At 36.8% G+C, this 21,111-nt stretch carries 18 protein-coding genes; 11 read left to right on the forward strand and 7 right to left on the reverse strand.

Going from position 1 to position 21,111, the window contains the following annotated elements; translation table 11 throughout:
* Window position 1 precedes the first annotated feature (1 nt).
* On the reverse strand, window positions 2–1,684 hold the full coding sequence (locus NAT51_RS00220) for a DUF4270 domain-containing protein (RefSeq protein ID WP_250593882.1): 1,683 nt from the start codon (window positions 1,682–1,684) through the stop codon (window positions 2–4).
* 8 nt (window positions 1,685–1,692) lie between these two features.
* Complete coding sequence (locus NAT51_RS00225; protein ID WP_250593884.1) at window positions 1,693–2,502, reverse strand: glycogen/starch synthase; 810 nt, start codon at window positions 2,500–2,502, stop codon at window positions 1,693–1,695.
* Window positions 2,503–2,609: 107 nt separating this feature from the next.
* On the opposite strand from NAT51_RS00225, the gene panC reads away from it, so the two are divergent.
* The 7 genes from panC to NAT51_RS00260 are packed head-to-tail and all read left to right on the forward strand — an operon-like array spanning window position 2,610 to window position 10,003.
* Entirely contained in the window at window positions 2,610–3,458 is an 849-nt protein-coding gene (gene panC / locus NAT51_RS00230; RefSeq protein ID WP_250593886.1) for a pantoate--beta-alanine ligase, read from the forward strand.
* 14 nt (window positions 3,459–3,472) lie between these two features.
* Window positions 3,473–3,823, forward strand: a complete 351-nt coding sequence (gene panD / locus NAT51_RS00235; protein ID WP_250593888.1) for an aspartate 1-decarboxylase — start codon at window positions 3,473–3,475, stop codon at window positions 3,821–3,823.
* Window positions 3,824–3,825: 2 nt separating this feature from the next.
* On the forward strand, window positions 3,826–4,788 hold the full coding sequence (locus NAT51_RS00240; protein WP_250593890.1) for a lysylphosphatidylglycerol synthase transmembrane domain-containing protein: 963 nt from the start codon (window positions 3,826–3,828) through the stop codon (window positions 4,786–4,788).
* 43 nt (window positions 4,789–4,831) lie between these two features.
* Entirely contained in the window at window positions 4,832–6,115 is a 1,284-nt protein-coding gene (locus NAT51_RS00245; protein WP_250593892.1) for an alpha/beta hydrolase, read from the forward strand.
* A gap of 23 nt (window positions 6,116–6,138) precedes the next feature.
* Entirely contained in the window at window positions 6,139–7,500 is a 1,362-nt protein-coding gene (gene radA / locus NAT51_RS00250) for a DNA repair protein RadA (RefSeq protein WP_250593894.1), read from the forward strand.
* On the forward strand, window positions 7,501–8,013 hold the full coding sequence (locus NAT51_RS00255; protein WP_250593896.1) for a hypothetical protein: 513 nt from the start codon (window positions 7,501–7,503) through the stop codon (window positions 8,011–8,013). It abuts the gene before it with no gap.
* Between the two features lie 22 nt (window positions 8,014–8,035).
* Window positions 8,036–10,003, forward strand: coding sequence for a transglycosylase domain-containing protein (locus NAT51_RS00260; protein WP_250593898.1), 1,968 nt, complete (start codon window positions 8,036–8,038; stop codon window positions 10,001–10,003).
* Here the strand turns inward: NAT51_RS00260 and NAT51_RS00265 are convergent, their stop codons facing one another.
* Both NAT51_RS00265 and NAT51_RS00270 read right to left on the reverse strand, forming a co-directional pair.
* Window positions 10,004–10,753 carry a LytR/AlgR family response regulator transcription factor gene (locus NAT51_RS00265; RefSeq protein WP_250593900.1) on the reverse strand — a complete coding sequence of 250 codons (750 nt, stop codon included), beginning with the start codon at window positions 10,751–10,753 and terminating at the stop codon, window positions 10,004–10,006.
* Complete coding sequence (locus tag NAT51_RS00270; protein WP_250593902.1) at window positions 10,750–12,540, reverse strand: tetratricopeptide repeat-containing sensor histidine kinase; 1,791 nt, start codon at window positions 12,538–12,540, stop codon at window positions 10,750–10,752. The genes NAT51_RS00265 and NAT51_RS00270 overlap by 4 nt, the downstream gene beginning before the upstream one ends.
* Before the next feature lie 189 nt (window positions 12,541–12,729).
* Between NAT51_RS00270 and NAT51_RS00275 the strand changes: the two genes are divergently transcribed.
* The 3 genes from NAT51_RS00275 to NAT51_RS00285 all read left to right on the forward strand — a co-directional run bounded on the left by NAT51_RS00275 (window position 12,730) and on the right by NAT51_RS00285 (window position 17,041).
* Window positions 12,730–13,896 carry a vWA domain-containing protein gene (locus NAT51_RS00275; RefSeq protein ID WP_250593904.1) on the forward strand — a complete coding sequence of 389 codons (1,167 nt, stop codon included), beginning with the start codon at window positions 12,730–12,732 and terminating at the stop codon, window positions 13,894–13,896.
* A gap of 83 nt (window positions 13,897–13,979) precedes the next feature.
* Entirely contained in the window at window positions 13,980–15,602 is a 1,623-nt protein-coding gene (locus tag NAT51_RS00280; protein WP_250593906.1) for a DUF4139 domain-containing protein, read from the forward strand.
* A 62-nt stretch (window positions 15,603–15,664) separates the two neighbouring features.
* The gene (locus tag NAT51_RS00285) at window positions 15,665–17,041 is read left to right on the forward strand and encodes a PQQ-dependent sugar dehydrogenase (RefSeq protein ID WP_250593908.1); all 1,377 of its coding nucleotides are present in this window, start codon (window positions 15,665–15,667) and stop codon (window positions 17,039–17,041) included.
* Here NAT51_RS00285 and NAT51_RS00290 read toward each other — a convergent pair whose 3' ends face one another.
* On the reverse strand, window positions 17,042–18,076 hold the full coding sequence (locus tag NAT51_RS00290) for an aldo/keto reductase (protein ID WP_250593910.1): 1,035 nt from the start codon (window positions 18,074–18,076) through the stop codon (window positions 17,042–17,044). It abuts the gene before it with no gap.
* Between the two features lie 141 nt (window positions 18,077–18,217).
* Here NAT51_RS00290 and NAT51_RS00295 point away from each other — a divergent pair, with 141 nt between their 5' ends.
* The gene (locus tag NAT51_RS00295) at window positions 18,218–18,826 is read left to right on the forward strand and encodes a phospholipid scramblase family protein (RefSeq protein ID WP_250593912.1); all 609 of its coding nucleotides are present in this window, start codon (window positions 18,218–18,220) and stop codon (window positions 18,824–18,826) included.
* Between the two features lie 56 nt (window positions 18,827–18,882).
* On the opposite strand, the gene NAT51_RS00300 is transcribed toward NAT51_RS00295, so the two are convergent.
* Both NAT51_RS00300 and NAT51_RS00305 read right to left on the reverse strand, forming a co-directional pair.
* Entirely contained in the window at window positions 18,883–19,851 is a 969-nt protein-coding gene (locus NAT51_RS00300) for an OmpA/MotB family protein (protein WP_250593914.1), read from the reverse strand.
* 10 nt (window positions 19,852–19,861) lie between these two features.
* Window positions 19,862–21,106: a PorT family protein gene (locus tag NAT51_RS00305; protein ID WP_250593916.1), complete on the reverse strand. Its 1,245-nt coding sequence runs from the start codon at window positions 21,104–21,106 to the stop codon at window positions 19,862–19,864.
* Window positions 21,107–21,111 lie beyond the last annotated feature (5 nt).

The following is a 21,111-nucleotide window of genomic DNA, read 5'->3' on the forward strand; positions in this document are numbered from 1 at the left end:
GTTAATTTGGTTTTGTGTAATAAATTCTAAACTTCACGCTATCTGCACCGGCATTACTTCCATAAAGAATAGTTCCCTGTGGACTCGTAATTGAACCAACCGGCAATGTTTTAAGAGTTTTCGCCTCACTGTCCCAGCTACCACTTGATGGTGGAGTTTGCAAACTACCATAAGCCGGATTATTGATGTTTTCAGTTACAACCAATCCTAAGCGCACATTATCCTGCTTGTCTTTAAGAATTCTGTTAACATGTTCAGTGATACGTATTCTGTATATTTTCTTTTCATCATCATCAATTTCTTTCTTCTCAAGTATTCCGCCAAACATAAATTTATTACGCTTAGAATTAGATGCATTCACTGAATTATCAAAATTATAATCGTATAAAACTTTGTTATTGTCAACATCAAAAAGATAAACCCTTAAAGGCTCATTTTTCAAATTCATAAGAGATGTATTGACAGTAAAATACAAGCTGGCATCATTAATTAAAACTTTTTGCGCCTTCAAATTATCGATTTCTGCTTGGGTAAAAATTTCAATTATCGACATTGATCCTTCTCCACCTTTCAGGTACAATTTTTGATCACCGTTAATTCTGTCCGGATTACTTACCGCATTAGCATAAGTCGCGTTTTCGGTTTTATTGAAAAGGTTTGCAGTTATAGCTCCGTTAAATATCAGTCCAAATTCTTTCATTGGCCTGTCATTTCCAACAGGTGTTGAAACACCATTTACTGTTTTATTAACTATTAAATCTTCTTTATAATAAATTACGACATTTCCTTTAGAGAAATCTAAGCTCATCATAGTGCCTTGATCAGCATCCTGAACCTGAAAATACAACCCTTTGAAATAGGTTTTGAAAATATTGTTATTAGCCAGTTTACTTGATGCTGCCTGAATGATGTGAGTCTTAAAATAATCCTTATCCAAATGAAGTCTCATGGAAGGCTGAAGTCTTTTCTCAACATTTTCCTTTTCTTTTGGTCTGGTATGCTGCATCACATAAAAATTCGGATTTGTTTCATCTTTAGTGCTTTTCACTTTATACTTAACAACCTCTCGGGCATCAGGCACGAAAGCTGTATTTTCTTTTGCTTCAGTACTATTATTTAAAACCCCACTGTCAATCTGACTGCTGAAATTCGCATCCTGATTGGAATAATATTTTTGTGAAGCTTCAAGATTATTTGGATCAAATTCATTTAACTGAAATCCGTTTCTAAAAACCTTTAAATTAATTGGCTTGTAATTACCGTCATTCGCACTGACCGGATCTGTCGTATTAATTGAATCCAATTCGAATTTACTGATTCCCGAACTTTCTATTTTCAACAACTTATAAGAATACGGAATACTCAGCACCACACTGTCAATTTCGATATTTGCACCAAACGTTGGTGCAGGTGTTGCCATTTGAACCTGAGTCACAAAATTCGCAACTGTTTTTCCAAAAATCGGATCATTGGAAATTCCCAACTGATTAATTGGCAAGTTATTCGTTTGAACCGGTGTAATTCTTTGATTATAAGCTTTCACCGAATAAGGCGAACCAATGAAATCATAGTTCTCCCCTTCAATAATATCACCACCAACAGTATTGAAATCCTTGTCACAAGAAATTAAAAAAATAGAAAATAAAGCTGTAAAAGCATATTTTGTAAAAACGGTCTTCTTCATTATTTTGATTAACCTAAAATTTGATTTTTGTAAAAATTAGTGTACGCATCTGCGAATGCGTCTTTCGGGGTGAAAGGTAATAAAGGTTTTTTTGAAGCTTCTATAAATTTTGTTAAAGTTGCTGAAACTTCTTCTGTTGCAATCACAACGCCATCCGAATGATTAATTGAAGCCATCATGATATTTTCAAAGGTCGGATTATCCAACTCTTTAATTGCCTCATGGGGAATTCCGTCAAATTGTACTTTCTTACTCATTCCCATATCCAAAGTACCATCAAAAGCCGGATTAAACACTGAAGTAACAATTTTAGTATCAGCAAATAATGCATCATTTTTATAATAATGCTTCATATAGATAGGCAACATAGAAGCCATCCATCCCTGTACGTGAATAATATCAGGAACCCAATTCAGTTTCTTAACGGTTTCCACCACCCCTTTTGCAAAAAAGATAGCTCTTTCGTCATTATCCGGAAACAGAACACCTTCTTCATCTGTAAAAGTGGCTTTGCGTTTAAAGTACTCGTCGTTATCAATAAAATAAACCTGAATTCTTTCTTTAGGAATTGATGCCACCTTAATAATCAACGGCATATCCACATCATTGACAACCAGATTCATTCCTGACAGTCGAATAACCTCATGCAACTGGTGTCTTCTTTCATTCACATTCCCATAGCGAGGCATGAAAATACGTATTTGACCACCTTGATCATTAATCATTTTAGGCACATCATACGACATTAAAGAAACCTCATTTTCAGGCAGATAGGGCACTACTTCGGATGATACATATAAAATCCTTTTATCCTCCATGTTTTTATTTAGTTTTGTTTATTGGACAGAAATCCATGCAAAATTACAAAAATTTACCGAGATATTGACTAAAATAGTAAGTTTGCATAGAATTTAAAAGAACTCGCATGCCTGTTTTTGTCAAACAAAATGATTTAAAACTTTATTTAAAACCGCATATCAACAATAAAAGCAACGTTGGATTTGTTCCTACCATGGGCGCCTTACACCAAGGACATCTCTCTTTGATGGCAGAATCCCTTAAAAACAATTCCCTGACAGTTGTGAGTATTTTTATTAACCCAACACAATTCAACAATCCGGACGACTTAAAAAAATATCCACGGACATTAGAAGCCGATGTTGCAAAAATTGAAGCATTGAATCCGGAAATCATAATATATGCACCTACAGTTGAAGACATATACGAAGGAAAAACAGAATCACAGCAGTTCGAATATGACGGTTTGGAATTCCAAATGGAAGGCAAACACCGTCCGGGTCATTTTGACGGGGTAGGAACAATTGTGAAAAAACTATTTGAAATCATCCAACCAACAAACGCATACTTTGGAGAAAAAGACTTTCAGCAACTTCAAATCGTAAAAAAACTGGTTTCGAAATACAAAATTCCGGTTAATATTATTGGTTGTCCCATTCACAGAGAACCTAACGGATTAGCCATGAGTTCAAGAAACGAAAGACTTGAAAAAAAGGAAAGAGAAAAAGCATCGGTTATTTATAGCATCCTCAAGGAAGCCAAAAAATTATTCCATACCAAAAGTGCCGGTGAAGTTTCAAAATGGGTAAATAACCAATTCAAAAAGCAAGAACTTTTCCAATTGGAATACTTCGAAATTGCCGACGAAAAAACACTTCTGGAATGTAAACGAAAAAGCAAAACCAAAAAATACCGCGGTTTTATTGCTGTTTTTGTAAACAATGTGCGACTCATTGACAACATCTCACTAAAATAATTTAACTTTGCATCATGCGTATTCAAGTTGTAAAATCTAAAATCCACAGGGTTAGAGTAACAGGCGCCGATTTAAACTATATCGGCAGTATTACTATTGACGAAGCTTTAATGGAAGCTTCCAATATTTTTGAAGGTGAAAAAGTATCTATCGTTAACATCAATAACGGAGAGCGTCTGGAAACATATGCTATCACTGGCCCAAGAAACAGTGGCGAAATAACACTGAATGGCCCTGCCGCCCGTAAAGTACATAAAGACGACATCATCATCATCATCGCTTACGGAAGCATTGACATGGAAGAAGCTAAAAACTTCAAACCTTCCATTGTATTCCCTAACGAAGAAACGAATTCGTTACAGTAACCGTGAACAATAAGATAAGTTCGTATGCCAGTCTCATCATTCCAATCCTTTTAGGGGCTGGGCTGACTTATTATCAATATAATTCCTTTTCTCCGGAACAAATTGCTAAAATGAAGAGTTACTTCATGACAGCCAATTATAATTATGTTTTAATTTCATTGGTAATCGCAATTTTAGGCTGCTTGTTCAGGGCATATCGATGGAAATATACATTGAAAGAAATTGGCACTATTCCTGAATTCAAACTTAATTTCATTGCGGTCTGCATTGGTTACTTTGTCAATCTGACCATTCCCCGTTCAGGTGAAGTATCACGCGCTTTAATCTTAAAAAAATACAGAGATGTACCGTTTGACAAAGCTTTTGGAACTATCATTGCCGAAAGAATTGTTGATTTGGCATTTCTCATGTTATTTGTATTCAGCGCGTTGTTACTCGAATTCCAAACGCTGAAAAATTTCCTGCTTTTGTATATTCCGGTAACCCAACTCGCTTGGGCGCTTACATTTGCAGCCGGTTTTTTTATTTGGTTTTTATTACTGTACCGCTATTCCAAATGGAAATACGTCCTGCTTTTTAAATCCAAAATTGAAGGGCTGAAAGAAGGTGTTTTGAGTGTATTAAACATGCCTGACAAATGGAAATTCATCTTCTTCACACTTCTGATCTGGATTTCTTATGTGTTAATGTTTTACACTACGGTTTTTGCACTGGAAGCCACAAGCCATATTTCGCTTGGCACCATTATGGTTGCCTTTGTAATTGGCGGATTAACCATGTCATTTACCAATGGAGGTTTTGGCTTTTTCCCGGTTTTGATCGCTAAGATTTTACTTTTATACCAAGTTCCGTTGGAAGCCGGAAATGCCTTCGGATGGATCATTTGGACTTCACAATTAATGATTACAATTGTACTCGGTATTTTTTCTTTTTCGGTATTACCAATCGTAGGTAAAAGGAAATAAATCATTACCTTGCCCGTTTAATAAGCATGTTAATTATTTTATTATGAAAAATATAATCCGCTTTGTTATTTTATTTATTTCATTTTCAGCATTTTCCCAATCATTTGTTGAACAGATTAAATCGGTTAAATTAAACGAAAGCCGTGACTTAAGGATAAAACTTCCTGCTTCTTTTAAATCTAATCCCGAAAAAAAATACCCGCTTATTTTAGTCTTGGACAGTGAGTTTTTATTCCCGGTTTTTGAAGGTAATTTACATTATGGAAATTATTGGGATGATATCCCGGAAGCAATCCTTGTAGGTATCAACCAAAACAAAAATAACCAGAGGGAATCTGATTGTGAATTCGATCCCCGTACTGGCTTACCTGCCGGAAAAGGAGGTGCATTTTTCGAATTTATCGGTACCGAATTAATTCCTTATCTTGAAAAAAAATACCAGGTAGGCACTTTTAAAGCTATAGCAGGTATCGATTCATCGGCCGGACTTGCAAATGCTTTCCTGTACAAAGAAATTCCGCTTTTCAATGCTTACATTTCTTTAAGTCCTGATTTACAATTGGGAATGGAAGAGCGTATCCCGAAGCGTTTAAGTGAATTACAACAACCCATTTTTTACTATACTGCTACAAGTGACGGTGACTTAAAAAAATTCCAAAAACAGATCAAAACCCTGGATCAGAATATGCAAGCTGTAAAAAATGATTTCATAAATTACAAGTTTGACGATTTTAAAAACGCTAATCATTATACTATAGCAACACTGGGCATTCCTCAGGCCTTGAATCAGATCTTCCAGATTTACCAACCGATTTCACCTAAAGAATATCAGGAAAAAATCGTTGTTTTACCACAGGATTTTGTTAAATATCTAACCGACAAATATGATGCCATAGAAAAAAACCTTGGAATCAGAATGCCTGTACGTTACCGCGACATGAAAGCCATCGAAACTGCAATCAATAAAAAGGAACGTTTTGAAGAATATGAGCAATTAGCCCAAATTTCGGGTCAGCAATACGAAAAAACTTTGCTTTATGATTATCATATGGGCATTTACTGGGAGAAGAGAAATGAATTAAAAAAAGCCATTAAATTTTATCAGGATGCATTTGCCAAAGAACCAATAGGCGACTTGACAAAAGAAATGATGATGATTAAGGCTGAAGATTTAAAAACTAAATTACCTAAAAAAGATAAACTTAAAGGTGGTAAAGCCAAAGATGCAACAGAACAGATAGTGGAAGAAGTACCGGCTGATGCTCCTACGGAAACCCCAACCGAAACTCCAACTGAAACTCCGGTTGAAGAGAAAAAAAGTGAATAATACCCGATAATAAAGTCTGCTGAATGGCTAAAATAAAAACGTCCTTTTTTTGTCAAAGTTGTGGAACCCAATTTGCTAAATGGCAAGGACAATGCAATGCCTGCAAAGAATGGAATACCATTGTGGAAGAAATCATCCAGAAAGATGAAAAAGTAGTCTGGAAAACTGAAACTTCAGTCGTGAAAAAAGCAGCTAAACCTTTGCGCATTCACGAAATTGATTCGGCTGAGGAAATCCGGATGGACACCACTGACGGTGAACTCAACCGTGTTTTGGGAGGCGGACTCGTTCCTGGTTCTTTGACACTTTTGGGAGGCGAACCCGGCATTGGAAAAAGTACACTATTGTTACAGATTTCATTAAAACTACCTTACAAAACCCTATATGTTTCGGGAGAGGAAAGTCAGAAACAAATCAAAATGCGTGCCGAGCGAATCACTCCAAACGGAGACAATTGCTATATACTGACCGAAACCAAAACACAGAATATTTTCCGCCAGATTGAAGAAATCGAACCGGAAATCGTAATTATTGATTCCATTCAAACCTTACATACCGATTATATAGAATCTTCGGCCGGAAGTATTTCACAAATCAGGGAATGTACGGCCGAATTAATCAAATTTGCCAAAGAAACCAATGTTCCCGTTATCTTAATTGGTCATATTACCAAAGACGGAAACATCGCCGGACCAAAAATCCTGGAGCACATGGTTGATACCGTTCTGCAGTTTGAAGGAGACAGAAATCATGTATACCGTATTCTCCGTTCACTCAAAAACCGTTTCGGATCAACTGCCGAATTAGGTATTTACGAAATGCAGGGATCTGGCTTGCGAGAAGTAGCGAATCCATCAGAAATATTAATTTCCCATAAAGAAGAAGAATTATCCGGAACCGCAATCGCCACCACACTGGAAGGCATGCGTCCGTTAATGATCGAAATACAGGCTCTGGTTTCAACTGCCGTATACGGAACTCCACAACGAAGCACGACCGGTTATAACGCCAAAAGGCTCAATATGATTTTAGCGGTTTTGGAAAAACGTGCCGGCTTCCGTTTAGGAGCAAAAGACGTTTTCCTGAATGTTACGGGAGGAATTTCGGTTGATGATCCGGCAATCGATTTAGCTGTTGTAGCCGCAATCTTATCATCCAATGAGGATATCCCGGTAGGCAAAGATTTTTGTTTTGCCGGAGAAGTAGGACTTTCTGGTGAAATCCGACCAGTAAACCGTGTGGAACAACGTATTCAAGAAGCTGAAAAATTAGGTTTTGGAACCATTTTCATCTCCAAATACAATAAAATTGCTACTAAATTTCCGGGAATAAAAGTGGTTTTAGTCAGCAAAATAGAAGAAATTGTTAGTGAATTATTCGGATAAATGAAACCTTATGCAGAAATATTGCAACTCATACAAACCTACCATGAATTAGGTGAAACAATCGCTGCAGCAAATTTAGTGATAGAAGAATACGGCATCAAACACCCCAATTTCAAAGGGTTTGAATTGCGCGAGAAAGCGAAAGCGGATTATATCCTGATGACTACCGAAGGTACATTCGGCCAACCTAATATCATCAGGATTCCTGAAAACACATTTGAATTTGAATTCATTTTGATGCTGAACCTAATCACACACGAAATGATTCATATCGGTCAGAAAGCTAAAGGCAACTTCATTGAAGACCGTAATGAAAGGGAATGGCAGGCTTATTACGAGATGTTGTTTCATAAAATTTATCCGCAAATTCCGGATGTTGCTAAACACCAACAGCTTTTCTTCGCCAATAAAGCCTTAGAATACTATAAACGGATGGGCAACCCCTCTGTCTTACAAGAAAAATACGCGGAACAAAAAAAAGAAGTCGAAGATTTTGTAGCTTCGCTTTCGTAAATCATCCCAAATTTTTATACAAATGAGGACCAAAAAACAATGGTTTTTACTGATACTTAAAATCGTTTTAGTGCTTATAGTGCTAACACTGGCAGGTATCTATTTCTTTCGGGACACCCTTTTACAACAAGCTTTAGACAAAGTCAAACATAAATTCAACACCGAATACAATTCCGATTTTCATATTGGAAGCGCCCATTTTTTAGGCATAACCGGAGTAGAACTCGAAAATATTCATTTGGTTCCGCATCAGTCGGATACACTATTATCTGTTCAAAAAATACGAACCGAAGTCAGTTTAATGCAATTATTGACCGGAGAAGTCCAACTGAACAATCTGGAAATGCAAAACGGATTCATCCAATTGGTCAAAAATGAAAACGGCCGCAATTTTGATGTTTTTCTGAAAAAAGATTCGAAAGAAGAATCTTCAGATGAAAAAAGAAATTATGCAAAATTGGCAAACCGAATCCTGACCAAAGTCCTGAATCTTGTCCCTTCAGAAATGAACTTGGAAAATCTGTCACTCCGTATCGATGATATGGGAAAAAAAGTCAGCTTCCATATGAATGATTTAAAATTGGCAGACCACCAACTCAATACACAGATTAAAGTTACCACCAATACTTTTAGTCAAAACTGGAACATTAAGGGATATGCCAATCCACGCGACAAAAAAGCTGATTTAGTGTTTGCATCAGCCGACACATCAAAAATCCAGGTTCCGTACATTGATGAAAAATTCGGTTTGAAATCAAGCTTCAACAAAATCAGGCTGAAACTCGATAATCTGGATATGACTTTTGGAAAATTACACATTGACGGTGTTGCTTCCATTGAAAACTTCACTATCAATCATCCTAAAATTGCCAAAAAAGATGTAGTAATCCAAAATGCCCAATTTGATTACCGATTTTTATTAGGCAGCGATTTCATTGCCATCGACAGTACATCGACAGCCCAATTGAACAAAATAAAGGTTAAACCATATCTGGAATACAACACCGAAGAAGATACCATTTACAAACTGAAGTTGAACATCGACAAAATGAAAGCACAGGATTTCATCACGTCTTTACCGAACGGTTTGTTTTCACATTTCACAGGCATGGTAGCTGAAGGGGAATTCGATTATAAACTCAATTTCCAATTCAATAAAAACAAACCGCACAAATTGGTTTTTGACAGTAAATTCAATAAAAACAATTTGCGCATCGTAAAATACGGAGAAGCCAATCTGGAAAAACTGAACAGTGAATTCACGTACCGTGCGATCGAAAACGGAGTACCGCAACGTCCTGTTTTTGTTGGTTCATCAAATCCGAATTTCACACCTTTGGAATTAATCTCTCCGTATTTGAAGCATGCTGTTCTCACTAACGAAGATCCTTCTTTCATGCGCCACCGTGGTTTTATTTCGGAAGCTTTCAAACAATCAATTGCTAAAAACATCCGTACCAAAAAGTTCTCACGCGGCGCCAGTACCATCAGTATGCAATTAGTCAAAAATGTATTCCTCACACGTGAAAAAACACTATCACGCAAATTGGAAGAAATCCTTTTGGTTTACATTTTGGAAAACAATCGTATCTCTTCAAAAGAACGCATGCTGGAAGTCTATTTCAATGTAATCGAATGGGGACCGAATGTATATGGAATTGGGGAAGCTGCCGAATTTTATTTCCAGAAAAAACCGATTGATTTAAACCTCAACGAGTGCTTGTTTTTGGCTTCAATTGTACCGAAACCGAAAAAATTTATGTACCAGTTTAATGACGAAGGTTTTCAAAAACCGTATGCAGAGAAAAACCAAAGATTTATTAAAAACCTGATGTTACGGAGAGCATTAATCACTAGTGATGATACTATCGGTCAGTCTATTCCGATTTATGTTTCGGGAAGAGCACGTTCGTTATTGAGAATCAAAAAAGTACAGGATACGATTGCGATTGATTCTTCGGCTTCATCAATCAATGAATTCGATTTTTAACTATCTGAAATTCTTTAAAAACTGCTCTTTGTAGGTTGGCGAAACTTCAATTTCCGCCTGGTCATTGAGCACAACATAGCCGCCTTTATTATAGGATTTTACAAAATTCACATTGATGATGTGTGATTTATGGACACGTAAAAAAGGGAATGGTAATATTTCTGTAAAATGTTTCAGAAAGCGGCAGACCATCTTTTTGGAACCATCGGCTAAATATAAATCGGTAAAATTTCCGTTACCGCGAAGACGGACGATGTCTTCCATTTTAACCACTTCGAAACCTTCCAGAGTGGGCAAAATAACCTGCTTCTTTTCAGGTTGGGTTTCCCGGAAATTTTCGACGATAATCTTGTTTCTATTAAACAACTCATGGTTTAAAATATGCTGCTGTACTTTATTCACGGCCACGATCAATTCTTCAATACTGATGGGTTTGAGCAAATAATAAGCTGCACTCTGGTTTAAGGCTTTGAGTGAATATTCGGAAAAAGCCGTAACAAAAATGGTTTCAAACTGCAAGTCTTTACAAGCTTCCAACACATCAAATGCATTTCCGAAAGGCATTTCCACATCCAAAAAAACCAATTGGGGCAAAACCTCGTGTAAAAGCGGAACGGCTTCTTTGATATTTTGGGCTTCTCCCACCACTTCCACTTGTGGACAATACTTGCTCAAATAGTTTTTAAGCACTTCACGTGCAGCACTTTCGTCTTCAACAATTACCGCTTGTATTTTACTGAATGTCATCATGCTTTCTCAGACTTTGGAAAAATAATTTCAACAATTGTTCCGGAATCCCCACTATTCTTTTCGGTTATGGAAAACGAAATATCCGACTTATATAACTCATTCAACAAATTGATACGCTCTTTGGTATTAGTCACACCACGCGATTGATGCACTTTCTGGTTCCGGGTTTTAAGCGCGGCACTTTGGGTTAATCCTATACCATTATCATCCACAATAACCGAAACTTTATCCCTGTTCAATTCAAACTTAAGCAACAAAAGCCCTTTAGTTTCCCTGTAACGTAAACCGTGCCAGATTGCATTCTCAAGGTGTGGCTGAATCAGCATATTGGGAACCAAAACTGTTTCGGTATCCAAAGCATCATCTACCACTATTTTGTACTCAAATTTATCCTGGAAACGTAAATGCTCTAAATCAAGATACTTCTTTAGCTGCTCGATCTCATTACCAAGACTGATAAAATCCTTATTTGAATTTTCCATCATATTCCGCATCAAATGGGAATAAGATGTCAGGTATTTATTGGCTTCCAGTTCTTTATTCTGTGAAATAAATTGGTTAACACTATTCAGACTGTTGAATATAAAATGTGGGTTCATTTCCCTGCGTAGCGACTGCAAGGCAATTTCTTTATTCTTGATTTTAATCGAATACAAGGCTTTGATAATAAACCCGAATAACAATAAAAGTAAAGCAATCGATCCAAGAAGAACATAATTAAATGTGTTCTTTTTGGAAATAAGCTCGTCTTTAAGAGCTTTTTCTTTTTCCAACTGACGGATTTTTTCTTCGGTAATCTGAAATGTTTTTTCATCAATCAGCGAACTGTCTTTCCGGATTAACTGATCAAAATTCTGAAGGAAATCTTCATACAAAACCATGCTCTCTTTATCATTCCCATTCGCTTTGTAATACTGTAACAATTGTTTCAGACTGCTTTTAACCTCATCAGTTTTACCCATTTGCGAAGCCAATCTATAAGCTTTCTGCAAAGAATTCACGGCTTTTTCAGGTTCTTTATTTTTGAAATAAATCCCACTTAATGACTGCAACTGCTTGATTTGGTTATCATAATCATTATGTACAACGGCTTCATCCAATAATTTCTGATTGATGGAAATGGCTTTGTCAAATTGCTTATCAGATGCGTAAACCTTAGCAATTGCATTTTTCAGCTTAACCACTTCTTCCGGTTTGTCAGCAGAATAACTTATGGCTTTTTCAAGATTTTCAATAGCCGATCCTTTATCTTTCAACTTCAAATCAACAGTAGCTTGTTGCACATAAGCATCGGCAACTTCTTCTTTTTTATCACTTTCTTTTTCAAGAATATCAATATTCTTTCTTGAGTAAGCAGCTTGTACTGCCGGACTGTTACTGTTTTTTAAACGACCTACATCATTCGCATTAAGTTGCGCGTCTTTTTTCTCTTCGGCTACAGAACCGGCCATTTCATAATTTTTAATGGCTTCTCCCACTTTATTTTGAGATTCCTGCACTTTGGCCAGATTCCGGCTCACTCTTGCCTTGTCCTTTGTCTTATTTAATTTGGTATACAAAGCCAATGCTTTTTTAAGGTATTCTTCCGCTTTTGCAAAATCACCTTTGTCTGTAAAACCCGTCGCCAACTTCTCATAATTTCCGGCAATCTTCGATTCATCATTGGAATCCAATGATTCCTTTAGATCATCGGCCGCCTTACTGATTTTGGAAGATGCCGCTTTTTTGTTCTTATAAACAGGCACAATCGTATCCTGTGCCGAAACATCATAACTGACGAACAGCATACAAAACACATATAATATCATCCGGTTTAAGCGCATCTCTTTTTATTATTGTTAGACAATGTAAAGTAACTATTTTAAAAATAGTTATCAAAACGATTTCACCAAGTCAAATCCCCCATTCACCCATTCTGCAAAAAACGTGCAGATTCTTACAATAATTTTGACTCATAATCATAAAACAAAATAGTCATGAAAACATCAATTTTATTTACGACCGCTTTATTAGCCTCTTCGATATCATTTGCAGCTTGTAATTCATCTGCCGGAAATCCGAAAAAACCAATCACAGCCCATACGCAAAGAGTTGCCGATGAAAATAATAAAATCCAGGTTGCCCTGTTATTGGATACATCAAACAGTATGGACGGATTAATCGATCAGGCAAAATCACGCTTGTGGAATATTGTGAACACTCTTACAACGCTAAAGTACAACGGAAAGACTCCGGATATCGAAATTGGTTTGTATGAATACGGCAACGACGGACTTTCGGCACAATCGAATTATATCCGTTTAGTAGCTCCTTTAACAACCGATCTGGATTTAATTTCTGAAAAACTGTTCTCCCTTAAAACAAACGGAGGTTCTGAATACTGTGGAGCCGTAATATCAGACGCTACCAAGCAATTAACATGGAGCAGAAACAATAACAATATGAAACTGGTTTACATTGCAGGCAACGAAGCATTCAACCAAGGTGGCATTAATTATAAGGAAGCCATCAGCGATGCATTGCGTAATGACATTTACATCAACACGATTTTCTGTGGTGACCAAATGGAAGGAATCAATTCATTTTGGAAAGACGGAGCTGATACCGGCAAAGGAAAATATTTCAACATCGATTCCAATGAAGCTGTTCGTTACATTGCAACGCCATATGACACCAGAATTTCAGAATGCAACATCAGAATTAATGAAACGTATATCAGCTACGGTTCAAAAGGATATGAAAAGAAAATGAATCAGGAAGTCCAGGACCGAAATGCACAAGGTGTATCAGCATCCAATTATGCGGAAAGAGCCGTAAGTAAATCGAAAGCTGCCTATAAAAACGACAGTTGGGATCTTGTTGACAAAATGAAAGATGACAAAGAAGCCGTTACCAGGCTGAAAAAAGAAGAATTACCAAAAGAATTGCAGAATAAAAGCAAAGAAGAAATCACGGCATATGTTGACAAAAAATCCAAAGAACGAGAAGCAATCCAAAAAGAAATCACTGAGTTAGGCAAAAAAAGACAAGCTTATATCGATGAGGAAATGAAAAAGACTAAATCACAGGACGATTTAGGAAATGCAATCAACACTTCGATTGTCGGTTTTGCCAAAATAAAAGGCTACACAGTAGAAAAATAGTTACTCTAATTACTGCCGCAGATCTGTTATTCCTCATATGGGGCGGGAAAAAACGGATTTGCGGCTATTCAAAAACAATCATTATGAAATCATTTCTATCCTTTTTACTGCTAATGCTTCCGGGGTTAATTTGGAGCCAAAAGCCAATTTTCACCCAAGCCAAAGTCAAAGCAGCCACTGTTTACTTCAACGCTGCCGAAATTTCCCAAAACACTTCCGTTACTTTACCAAACGGAACCAGCGAAGTCGTGGTTAAGAATGTAGCCAACAGTTTATTTGAGAATTCGGTGCAGATTGGAGCTCCTTCAAATATTACCGTTTTATCGGTACAATTCACAAACGATTACATTTCCGAATACGATATAGATGAAAATTCACCTGCCATCAAAAAGGTACGGGACAGTATTGTTTTGGTCCAAAAAGAAATGAACCGTATTATAAATACCCGGAATTCGGAACAAAAAACCATTGAACTACTCGATAAAAACCAACAGGTATTCGGACAGAATTCAGGTTTAAGTGTAGCTGAACTAACCCGTATGGTGGACTATTATAAAACGAAACGGACGGAAATCAGTAATTCCATAAACGTTTTGGAAGAGAGACACCAAAAACTGAATGAGTTATTGACCAAACTGAATAACAGACTGGAAATTGACACCAGTAAAGAAGAAAAACTGTCTTCCGGTAAATTAGTACTGCAGATTATGAATACTTCGGCCGGAGCTGTTCCGTTGGAAATTTCATACTTAACGCCAAATGCAAGTTGGTCGCCTTTCTACGATTTACGTGTGGAAAGTGTTAAAGACCCCATCAACATGATGTACAAAGCCCAAGTGGTTCAAAATACCGGAATCGACTGGAAAAAAGTAAAACTGACCCTTTCATCAGGTAATCCAAACCAGAATAATCAGGCACCAATTTTAAGTTCGTGGTTTTTGCGTTACGGTTACCCGAATTATGGTTATCAAAATGACATCAGAGCGAATCAGTTACAAACCAGAGCTGCAGGTGCAGTTTATAAAAAAAAGGAAGCTGATGCTGCTGTTGCCGTGGAAGAAAAATCAATTTCTGATTATACGAACATTGTGGAAAACCAACTTAATATTTCTTTTGACATTGATATTCCGTATGATATTTTATCCAATGGAAAAGCACACAGTGTTGCGCTGAAAGAAATTAAAATGCCGTCTACTTATAAATATTATGCTGCTCCAAAGGTTGAAAAAGAAGCATTCTTACTGGCAGAAATCTCTGATTACGGTAAATATAATTTATTGAGGGGCGATGCCAATATCATTTTTGAAGGTATCTATGTGGGTAAAACACATATCAATCCGGGACAAACTTCAGATACTTTAAACCTGAGCATGGGACGTGATAAAAAGGTTTCCATTAAACGTGAAAAAGTGGTGGATAAATCGGGAACGAAATTTCTTTCTTCGAAAAAAGAACAGACTTTCACATACGATATTACTTTACGCAACAATAAAAAAGAAGCGATTGATTTGTTGCTGAAAGACCAGTATCCGCTTTCAACCGATAAAGAAGTTGAAATTGAATTACTGGAAAAGGACGGAGCCAAAGTCAATACCGAAACCGGAATTTTAACCTGGGACATCAATCTCAAACCAAACGAAACCAAAAAAATCAGGTTGAGTTACCGCGTTAAATACCCAAAAGACAAAATCCTTGAAAATTTATAAGAATTACCCGACGAATACGTCGGGTTTTTTTATAACTTTATAACAACCAAATAGTTATCATTATGAGATTATACTTCCTGATTATTGCCATGACCTTCATCCAATGTGAAAGCCAATCACAGACCGGAACGGTCGCACTTCAAAATTACGGCTCCGGTTTTGCCTCTCCGGTAGATATTGCAAATTGTGGTGACAGCCGGTTATTTATAGTTGAACAGGACGGACTCATACGGATTTTAAATACAAACGGAACCATTAACGCAACACCTTTTCTGAATATAACTTCTTTAACCAATGAAAGCGGAGAACGTGGTCTTTTGGGCATGGCTTTTCATCCAAATTACAGTACAAATGGTTTCTTTTACATCAATTACACCAACACCAGCGGAAATACGGTAATTGCACGGTATTCAGTGAATGGTTCTAATCCCAATCTTGCTAATCCGACCGGAACCATATTACTCACTGTAACACAACCTTTTGCCAATCACAATGGTGGAACCATCAAATTTGGTTCAGATGGTTATTTATATATTGGAATGGGTGACGGAGGAAGTGGCGGTGATCCCGGAAACAGGGCGCAAAACATCAATGAGCTCTTGGGTAAAATGCTCCGGATTGATGTGAATTCAGGGACGCCTTATGGAATTCCTGCAAACAATCCTTATGTGGGAGTTGCCGGATCTGATGAGATATGGGCTATCGGATTACGCAATCCATGGAAGTTTTCATTTGACAGACAAACCGGCGATTTATGGATTGCTGATGTTGGCCAAAACGCTTATGAAGAAGTCAACAGGGCTACGCCAACAGAAAGCGGACTGAATTACGGTTGGCGTTGTTATGAAGGCAACACCGCCTATAACACAACGGGATGTGCTGCACAAGCCACAATGAAATCCCCTTTATTTGTAGTTACCCATGCCAGTGGATTTTGTTCGATAACCGGCGGTTATGTATACAGAGGCACCCAATATCCTAATTTCCAAGGCAAATACTTCTTCTCTGATTATTGCAAAGCACAGATTGGAGTTCGGGACAATAGTGGAAACATTACCTATTCACAAACATTTACAGACAACAATTTTGTGAGTTTCGGGGAAGACATGAACGGCGAACTTTATATAGCATCCATCAGTAATGGTATGATTTACAAGATCATTGACGGTACACTCGATAATCCTGAACATACTAAAACTGCGATGACCGTTTATCCAAATCCAACAAAGTCGGAGGTTTTTATCCAGAATACCGATCAAACCAGTTTCATTGCTTCCGTTGAGATATTCGATACACGAGGCAAGTCACTTCTAACCGAAAAAAAAGGAAACCAGTCGGTGGTTTCCTTAAATACAGAGTCGTTATCCTCCGGAATTTATTTTATGAAGATCACCAATAGCATGGGATTGCATTCGGTTCATAAACTGATCAAAAATTAGTTACGGTGCCGGATTAGGAATTGTTTCCTGGATTCTTTCAATCTGTTTCAATACATCATCGGTTAACCTGACATCAAATGCGTTGATATTTTCTTCCAGTTGATCTAAATTGGTTGCACCGATAATCGTAGAAGTCACAAACTTTTGGTGGTGTACAAAAGCCAAAGCCATTTCGGTTAGGGTTAATCCTAAACTATGTGCCAATTCCTGGTACAAACGGGTTACTTTGTAACAATTTTCATTTGTATATCTGATAAAATTCGGGAACGTTCCCATACGTGAATTTGCGGGAGTTCCTTCTAAATACTTACCGGTTAAAAACCCGAAGCCCAGAGGAGAATAAGCCATTAATCCCACGTTTTCGCGCATACATATTTCAGATAGACCCACTTCAAACAAACGGTTCAATAGTGAGTACGGATTTTGGATAGTTGCAATTCTCGGCAAACCATGCTTTTCACTTTCACTCAGGAATTTCATTACGCCCCAAGGATTTTCATTGGAAACACCTATATGTTTTATTTTACCTTCCTTGATTAGTCCGTCATATGTGGTAAGTACTTCTGCGATATTGTCCTGCCACTGGTTATCGGTTTCCGTTACACCGCGTTTCCCGAACATGTTCATCACACGTTCCGGCCAATGCATCTGATACAAATCGATATAATCGGTTTGTAGGTTCTTCAGACTCAAATCAACCGCTTCATGAATACTCTTCTTTGAAAAATCCAATGGTTGTCTGATATAACCCATTCCCCTGTTCGGGCCGGCTATTTTAGTCGCCAAAACTACCTGATCACGCTTTCCTGATTTCTTGAACCAGGAACCGATATGGCGTTCGGTGCTACCGAAAATATGTTCGTTCCCACCTATCGGGTACATTTCGGCTGTATCAAAAAAATTGATTCCTCTTTCAAAGGCATAATCCATTTGTAGATGGGCTTCTGCTTCAGTGTTCTGGTTTCCGAAAGTCATGGTTCCCAGACAAATTTCACTTACTTCAAGATCAGTATTGGGCAATTTGGTATATCGCATTGTTGTGTTGGTATAAATCGTAAAATGAGTGACAAAGATACAATCTTGTGCGCTATCATAAACTTAGCAATTCGTTAAAAAAAATGTAGTTATTTTCCCTTAAAAAGTTGTAATATCGCGCTCTAATAAAATTTAAAAACCATGTCACAAGAATCTTTAATGATCCCTAAATTTTTCGAAAGCAACGATTATTTCATCGATGAAAACGTAAATTATTTCAAATTCGGCAACACCTATAAAGTTTACAACAGTGAAGCTGAACAGGTTGGTGTTATCCAGCAAAAAATGTCGGGATGGCATAAATTTTTGCGTTTGCTTTTAAACAAAGCCATGTTCCCTTTCACATTGGAAGTTTATGACATGGATGACAACCTACAGGTTTCAATCCGTAGGGGATGGACATTCTGGATGAGCAAAATCAGCATTACTGATGCGAATGATGAAGTTATCGGGAACATCAAACAAAAGTTCAAATTATTCAAACCGACTTTTACGATTTCCAATGCAGCTGAAGAAAACATCGCAAAGATTACAGGTGACTGGAAAGCTTGGGATTTTAAGATTGTAAATGCAGCCGAGACACAAATTGGCACCATTAACAAAAAATGGGGTGGTATAATGAAAGAATTTTTCACGCGTGCTGACAAATACCATGCATCGATTGTTCCGGAATATGCAGAAGACACCAATAAAATAGCTATTGTATCCTGTGCGATTACCATCGACATGGTGATGAAAAACTTCAAATAAGAAAACAAAAAAGGTTCAGATAAACTGAACCTTTTTTTTATGAATTTGAAATGCTGTTAAATTTCGTTCAGCGCTTTTGACAATTCATCTAATTTCGGAGTAAGGATAATTTCGATACGACGGTTTTTTGCTTTTCCGTCAGCAGATTCATTACTTACGATTGGAGAATATTCGCTACGTCCAGCAGCTGTTAAATTCTCTTTTTTCACTTTGGCGTTAGCCGATAAAATGTTAACGATTGCCGTAGCACGTTTTGTAGATAAATCCCAGTTATTTTCAACACCTCCGGTTAAAGTTCCCGTGATTTTATCGTTATCGGTATGCCCTTCGATCAATACGGCAATTTCAGGATTATCACCCAAAACCTTACCTACGAGATCAACCGCTTTTTTACCTTCGGCACCAACCGTCCAGCTACCTGATTCGAAAAGCAATTTATTTTCCATGGAAACATAAACTTTCCCGTCTTTTTGCTGAACAGTCAATCCTTTACCTTCGAAAGCTTTCAATGATTTCGAAAGTGTTTCTTTTAATTTTTTAAGAGATGCTTCTTTAGCAGCGATCAAACCTTCCAGTTCGTTAACACGGTCAGAACGGTCTTTTAAGTCGGCGCTCAATTTCTCCAAGCGTGCTTTCTCAGCTGCCAATGCCTTTTCTTTAGCTTCCAGTTGTGCCAAAAGATCACGGTTTTTATCCATGTTTGCTTTCAAGGCTTCGCCACTGTTTTTTTCCAGAGCATCATATGAATCCTTCAACGCTTTCAGGCTGTTACTTGCTGCTGCATAATCAGAAGCCAGTTTATTTCTTTCGGCGATGGTTTTTTCCAATTCGCTTTTTAAAGAAGCATTATCGTTTTCCAATTGTGCTTTAGACGTTTTCAATCCTTCATTTTCATCTGAAAGAGCGTTGCGTTCTTTTTTAAGTTCGGCGAACTTATTTTCTAAATCGGTATACATTTTTTTAGACACACACGATGATGTGCTTAAAGCTAACACCAATAATCCTAAGGAAACTTTTTTTATCATAATCTAGGGGTTATTTCTTTTTTTTAAAATCAAATATCTTGTATCCGTAAATTACAGAAATTGTGTTATAGTTAGAGGTTACAAAATAATAAACATCTATAATATCATTTTTAGAATACCGTATTTCAAAATCAGATTTTTTATACGAAAAACCAAGTCCAAAGTTTAAACCTACACCTGATTTCAAATCAACTCTGTAACTGTTCGTTTGATTTCCGTTAATTTTTAATGATGTATGCTCTTTACCTAAAATTTGCTTGTAAAGTATTCCTGCTGATATGAATATTTTAGATTCATTGTTTAAAAACATATAGTGTCTAAAACCCAAGCGGTGATCAATACTTTTAAAATCAACTTTCCAATCGTATGGTGTATTTGACGGAACAATTTTTCTTTTTTCTGAACTGTATGCATGATAACTTGGTTCATAAAAAACAGCCCATTTGTTTTTATTGAATCCTAAAACATGTTCAATTTCAACTCCTGCTGTACCACCAATTTTATTCTCAAATTCAACCGGATAAATATTGTAATTCTCTCTTGAAGAATTTATTGTGAATTTATTAGAATTCACGCCTCCTTTGACTCTAATATTTGTAGAACCATTGGAAGTCTTTGTCATATTAACCGTCGTAATTGCCTTATTCCCGTCGCAATTATTGACTTCCAGGAAATATTTGGTCAGGTCATTCAGCTTATAATCTATTCTTGAAATCCTTTCTTTCTTTGTATCAGTACATTTCAGGTTGTTGAACAACTGTTGTTGGTAATAATTATTCTCCAGTACCATCGAATTATCCGGACTTAAGTATTCTTTATATACTAACTGTTCAATTTTTGAACCTTTAAAAGAATAGAAATAATTCTTCTGCACACCATCAACAAATTCATATAATTTAGCGTCTCCGTCGACAATTTCTCTCAGAAAAAGAGTTTTTACAGACCATTCAGGATTTTTATTTGTACCCAATCGTTGTAAGTTAGTGGTAGATATATCTATTGAAACCTCATGTCTTTCATATTTTGAAAAATTATCTACACCAAATTCTTTAACGTTATGAATAGTCCTGAAATTTTCTTCTCCCTGCTCATTGATTTTGAAGTAAAATTTATCAGGATTATTTTTCCAATCTTCATTTTTAATAAAACAATCGGTCCTGAGTCCGGCATTATCTATAAAATATCCTTTCTCATAATTTATCTGTGCAAAAATGCAATTACACATTAATAACAGAAGGTAGTTTATTTTTTTCATTGGCT

The organism is Flavobacterium amniphilum, from assembly GCF_023634845.1.
GTDB lineage: Bacteria > Bacteroidota > Bacteroidia > Flavobacteriales > Flavobacteriaceae > Flavobacterium > Flavobacterium amniphilum.

Coding starts and splice junctions, on each gene's coding strand:
- NAT51_RS00220 (WP_250593882.1), bottom strand. CDS start 1,684: ATGAAGAAGACCGTTTTTACAAAATATGCTTTTACAGCTTTATTTTCT.
- NAT51_RS00225 (WP_250593884.1), bottom strand. CDS start 2,502: ATGGAGGATAAAAGGATTTTATATGTATCATCCGAAGTAGTGCCCTAT.
- panC (WP_250593886.1), top strand. CDS start 2,610: ATGCCTGTTTTTGTCAAACAAAATGATTTAAAACTTTATTTAAAACCG.
- panD (WP_250593888.1), top strand. CDS start 3,473: ATGCGTATTCAAGTTGTAAAATCTAAAATCCACAGGGTTAGAGTAACA.
- NAT51_RS00245 (WP_250593892.1), top strand. CDS start 4,832: ATGAAAAATATAATCCGCTTTGTTATTTTATTTATTTCATTTTCAGCA.
- radA (WP_250593894.1), top strand. CDS start 6,139: ATGGCTAAAATAAAAACGTCCTTTTTTTGTCAAAGTTGTGGAACCCAA.
- NAT51_RS00255 (WP_250593896.1), top strand. CDS start 7,501: ATGAAACCTTATGCAGAAATATTGCAACTCATACAAACCTACCATGAA.
- NAT51_RS00260 (WP_250593898.1), top strand. CDS start 8,036: ATGAGGACCAAAAAACAATGGTTTTTACTGATACTTAAAATCGTTTTA.
- NAT51_RS00265 (WP_250593900.1), bottom strand. CDS start 10,753: ATGATGACATTCAGTAAAATACAAGCGGTAATTGTTGAAGACGAAAGT.
- NAT51_RS00270 (WP_250593902.1), bottom strand. CDS start 12,540: ATGCTGTTCGTCAGTTATGATGTTTCGGCACAGGATACGATTGTGCCT.
- NAT51_RS00275 (WP_250593904.1), top strand. CDS start 12,730: ATGAAAACATCAATTTTATTTACGACCGCTTTATTAGCCTCTTCGATA.
- NAT51_RS00280 (WP_250593906.1), top strand. CDS start 13,980: ATGAAATCATTTCTATCCTTTTTACTGCTAATGCTTCCGGGGTTAATT.
- NAT51_RS00285 (WP_250593908.1), top strand. CDS start 15,665: ATGAGATTATACTTCCTGATTATTGCCATGACCTTCATCCAATGTGAA.
- NAT51_RS00290 (WP_250593910.1), bottom strand. CDS start 18,076: ATGCGATATACCAAATTGCCCAATACTGATCTTGAAGTAAGTGAAATT.
- NAT51_RS00295 (WP_250593912.1), top strand. CDS start 18,218: ATGTCACAAGAATCTTTAATGATCCCTAAATTTTTCGAAAGCAACGAT.
- NAT51_RS00300 (WP_250593914.1), bottom strand. CDS start 19,851: ATGATAAAAAAAGTTTCCTTAGGATTATTGGTGTTAGCTTTAAGCACA.
- NAT51_RS00305 (WP_250593916.1), bottom strand. CDS start 21,106: ATGAAAAAAATAAACTACCTTCTGTTATTAATGTGTAATTGCATTTTT.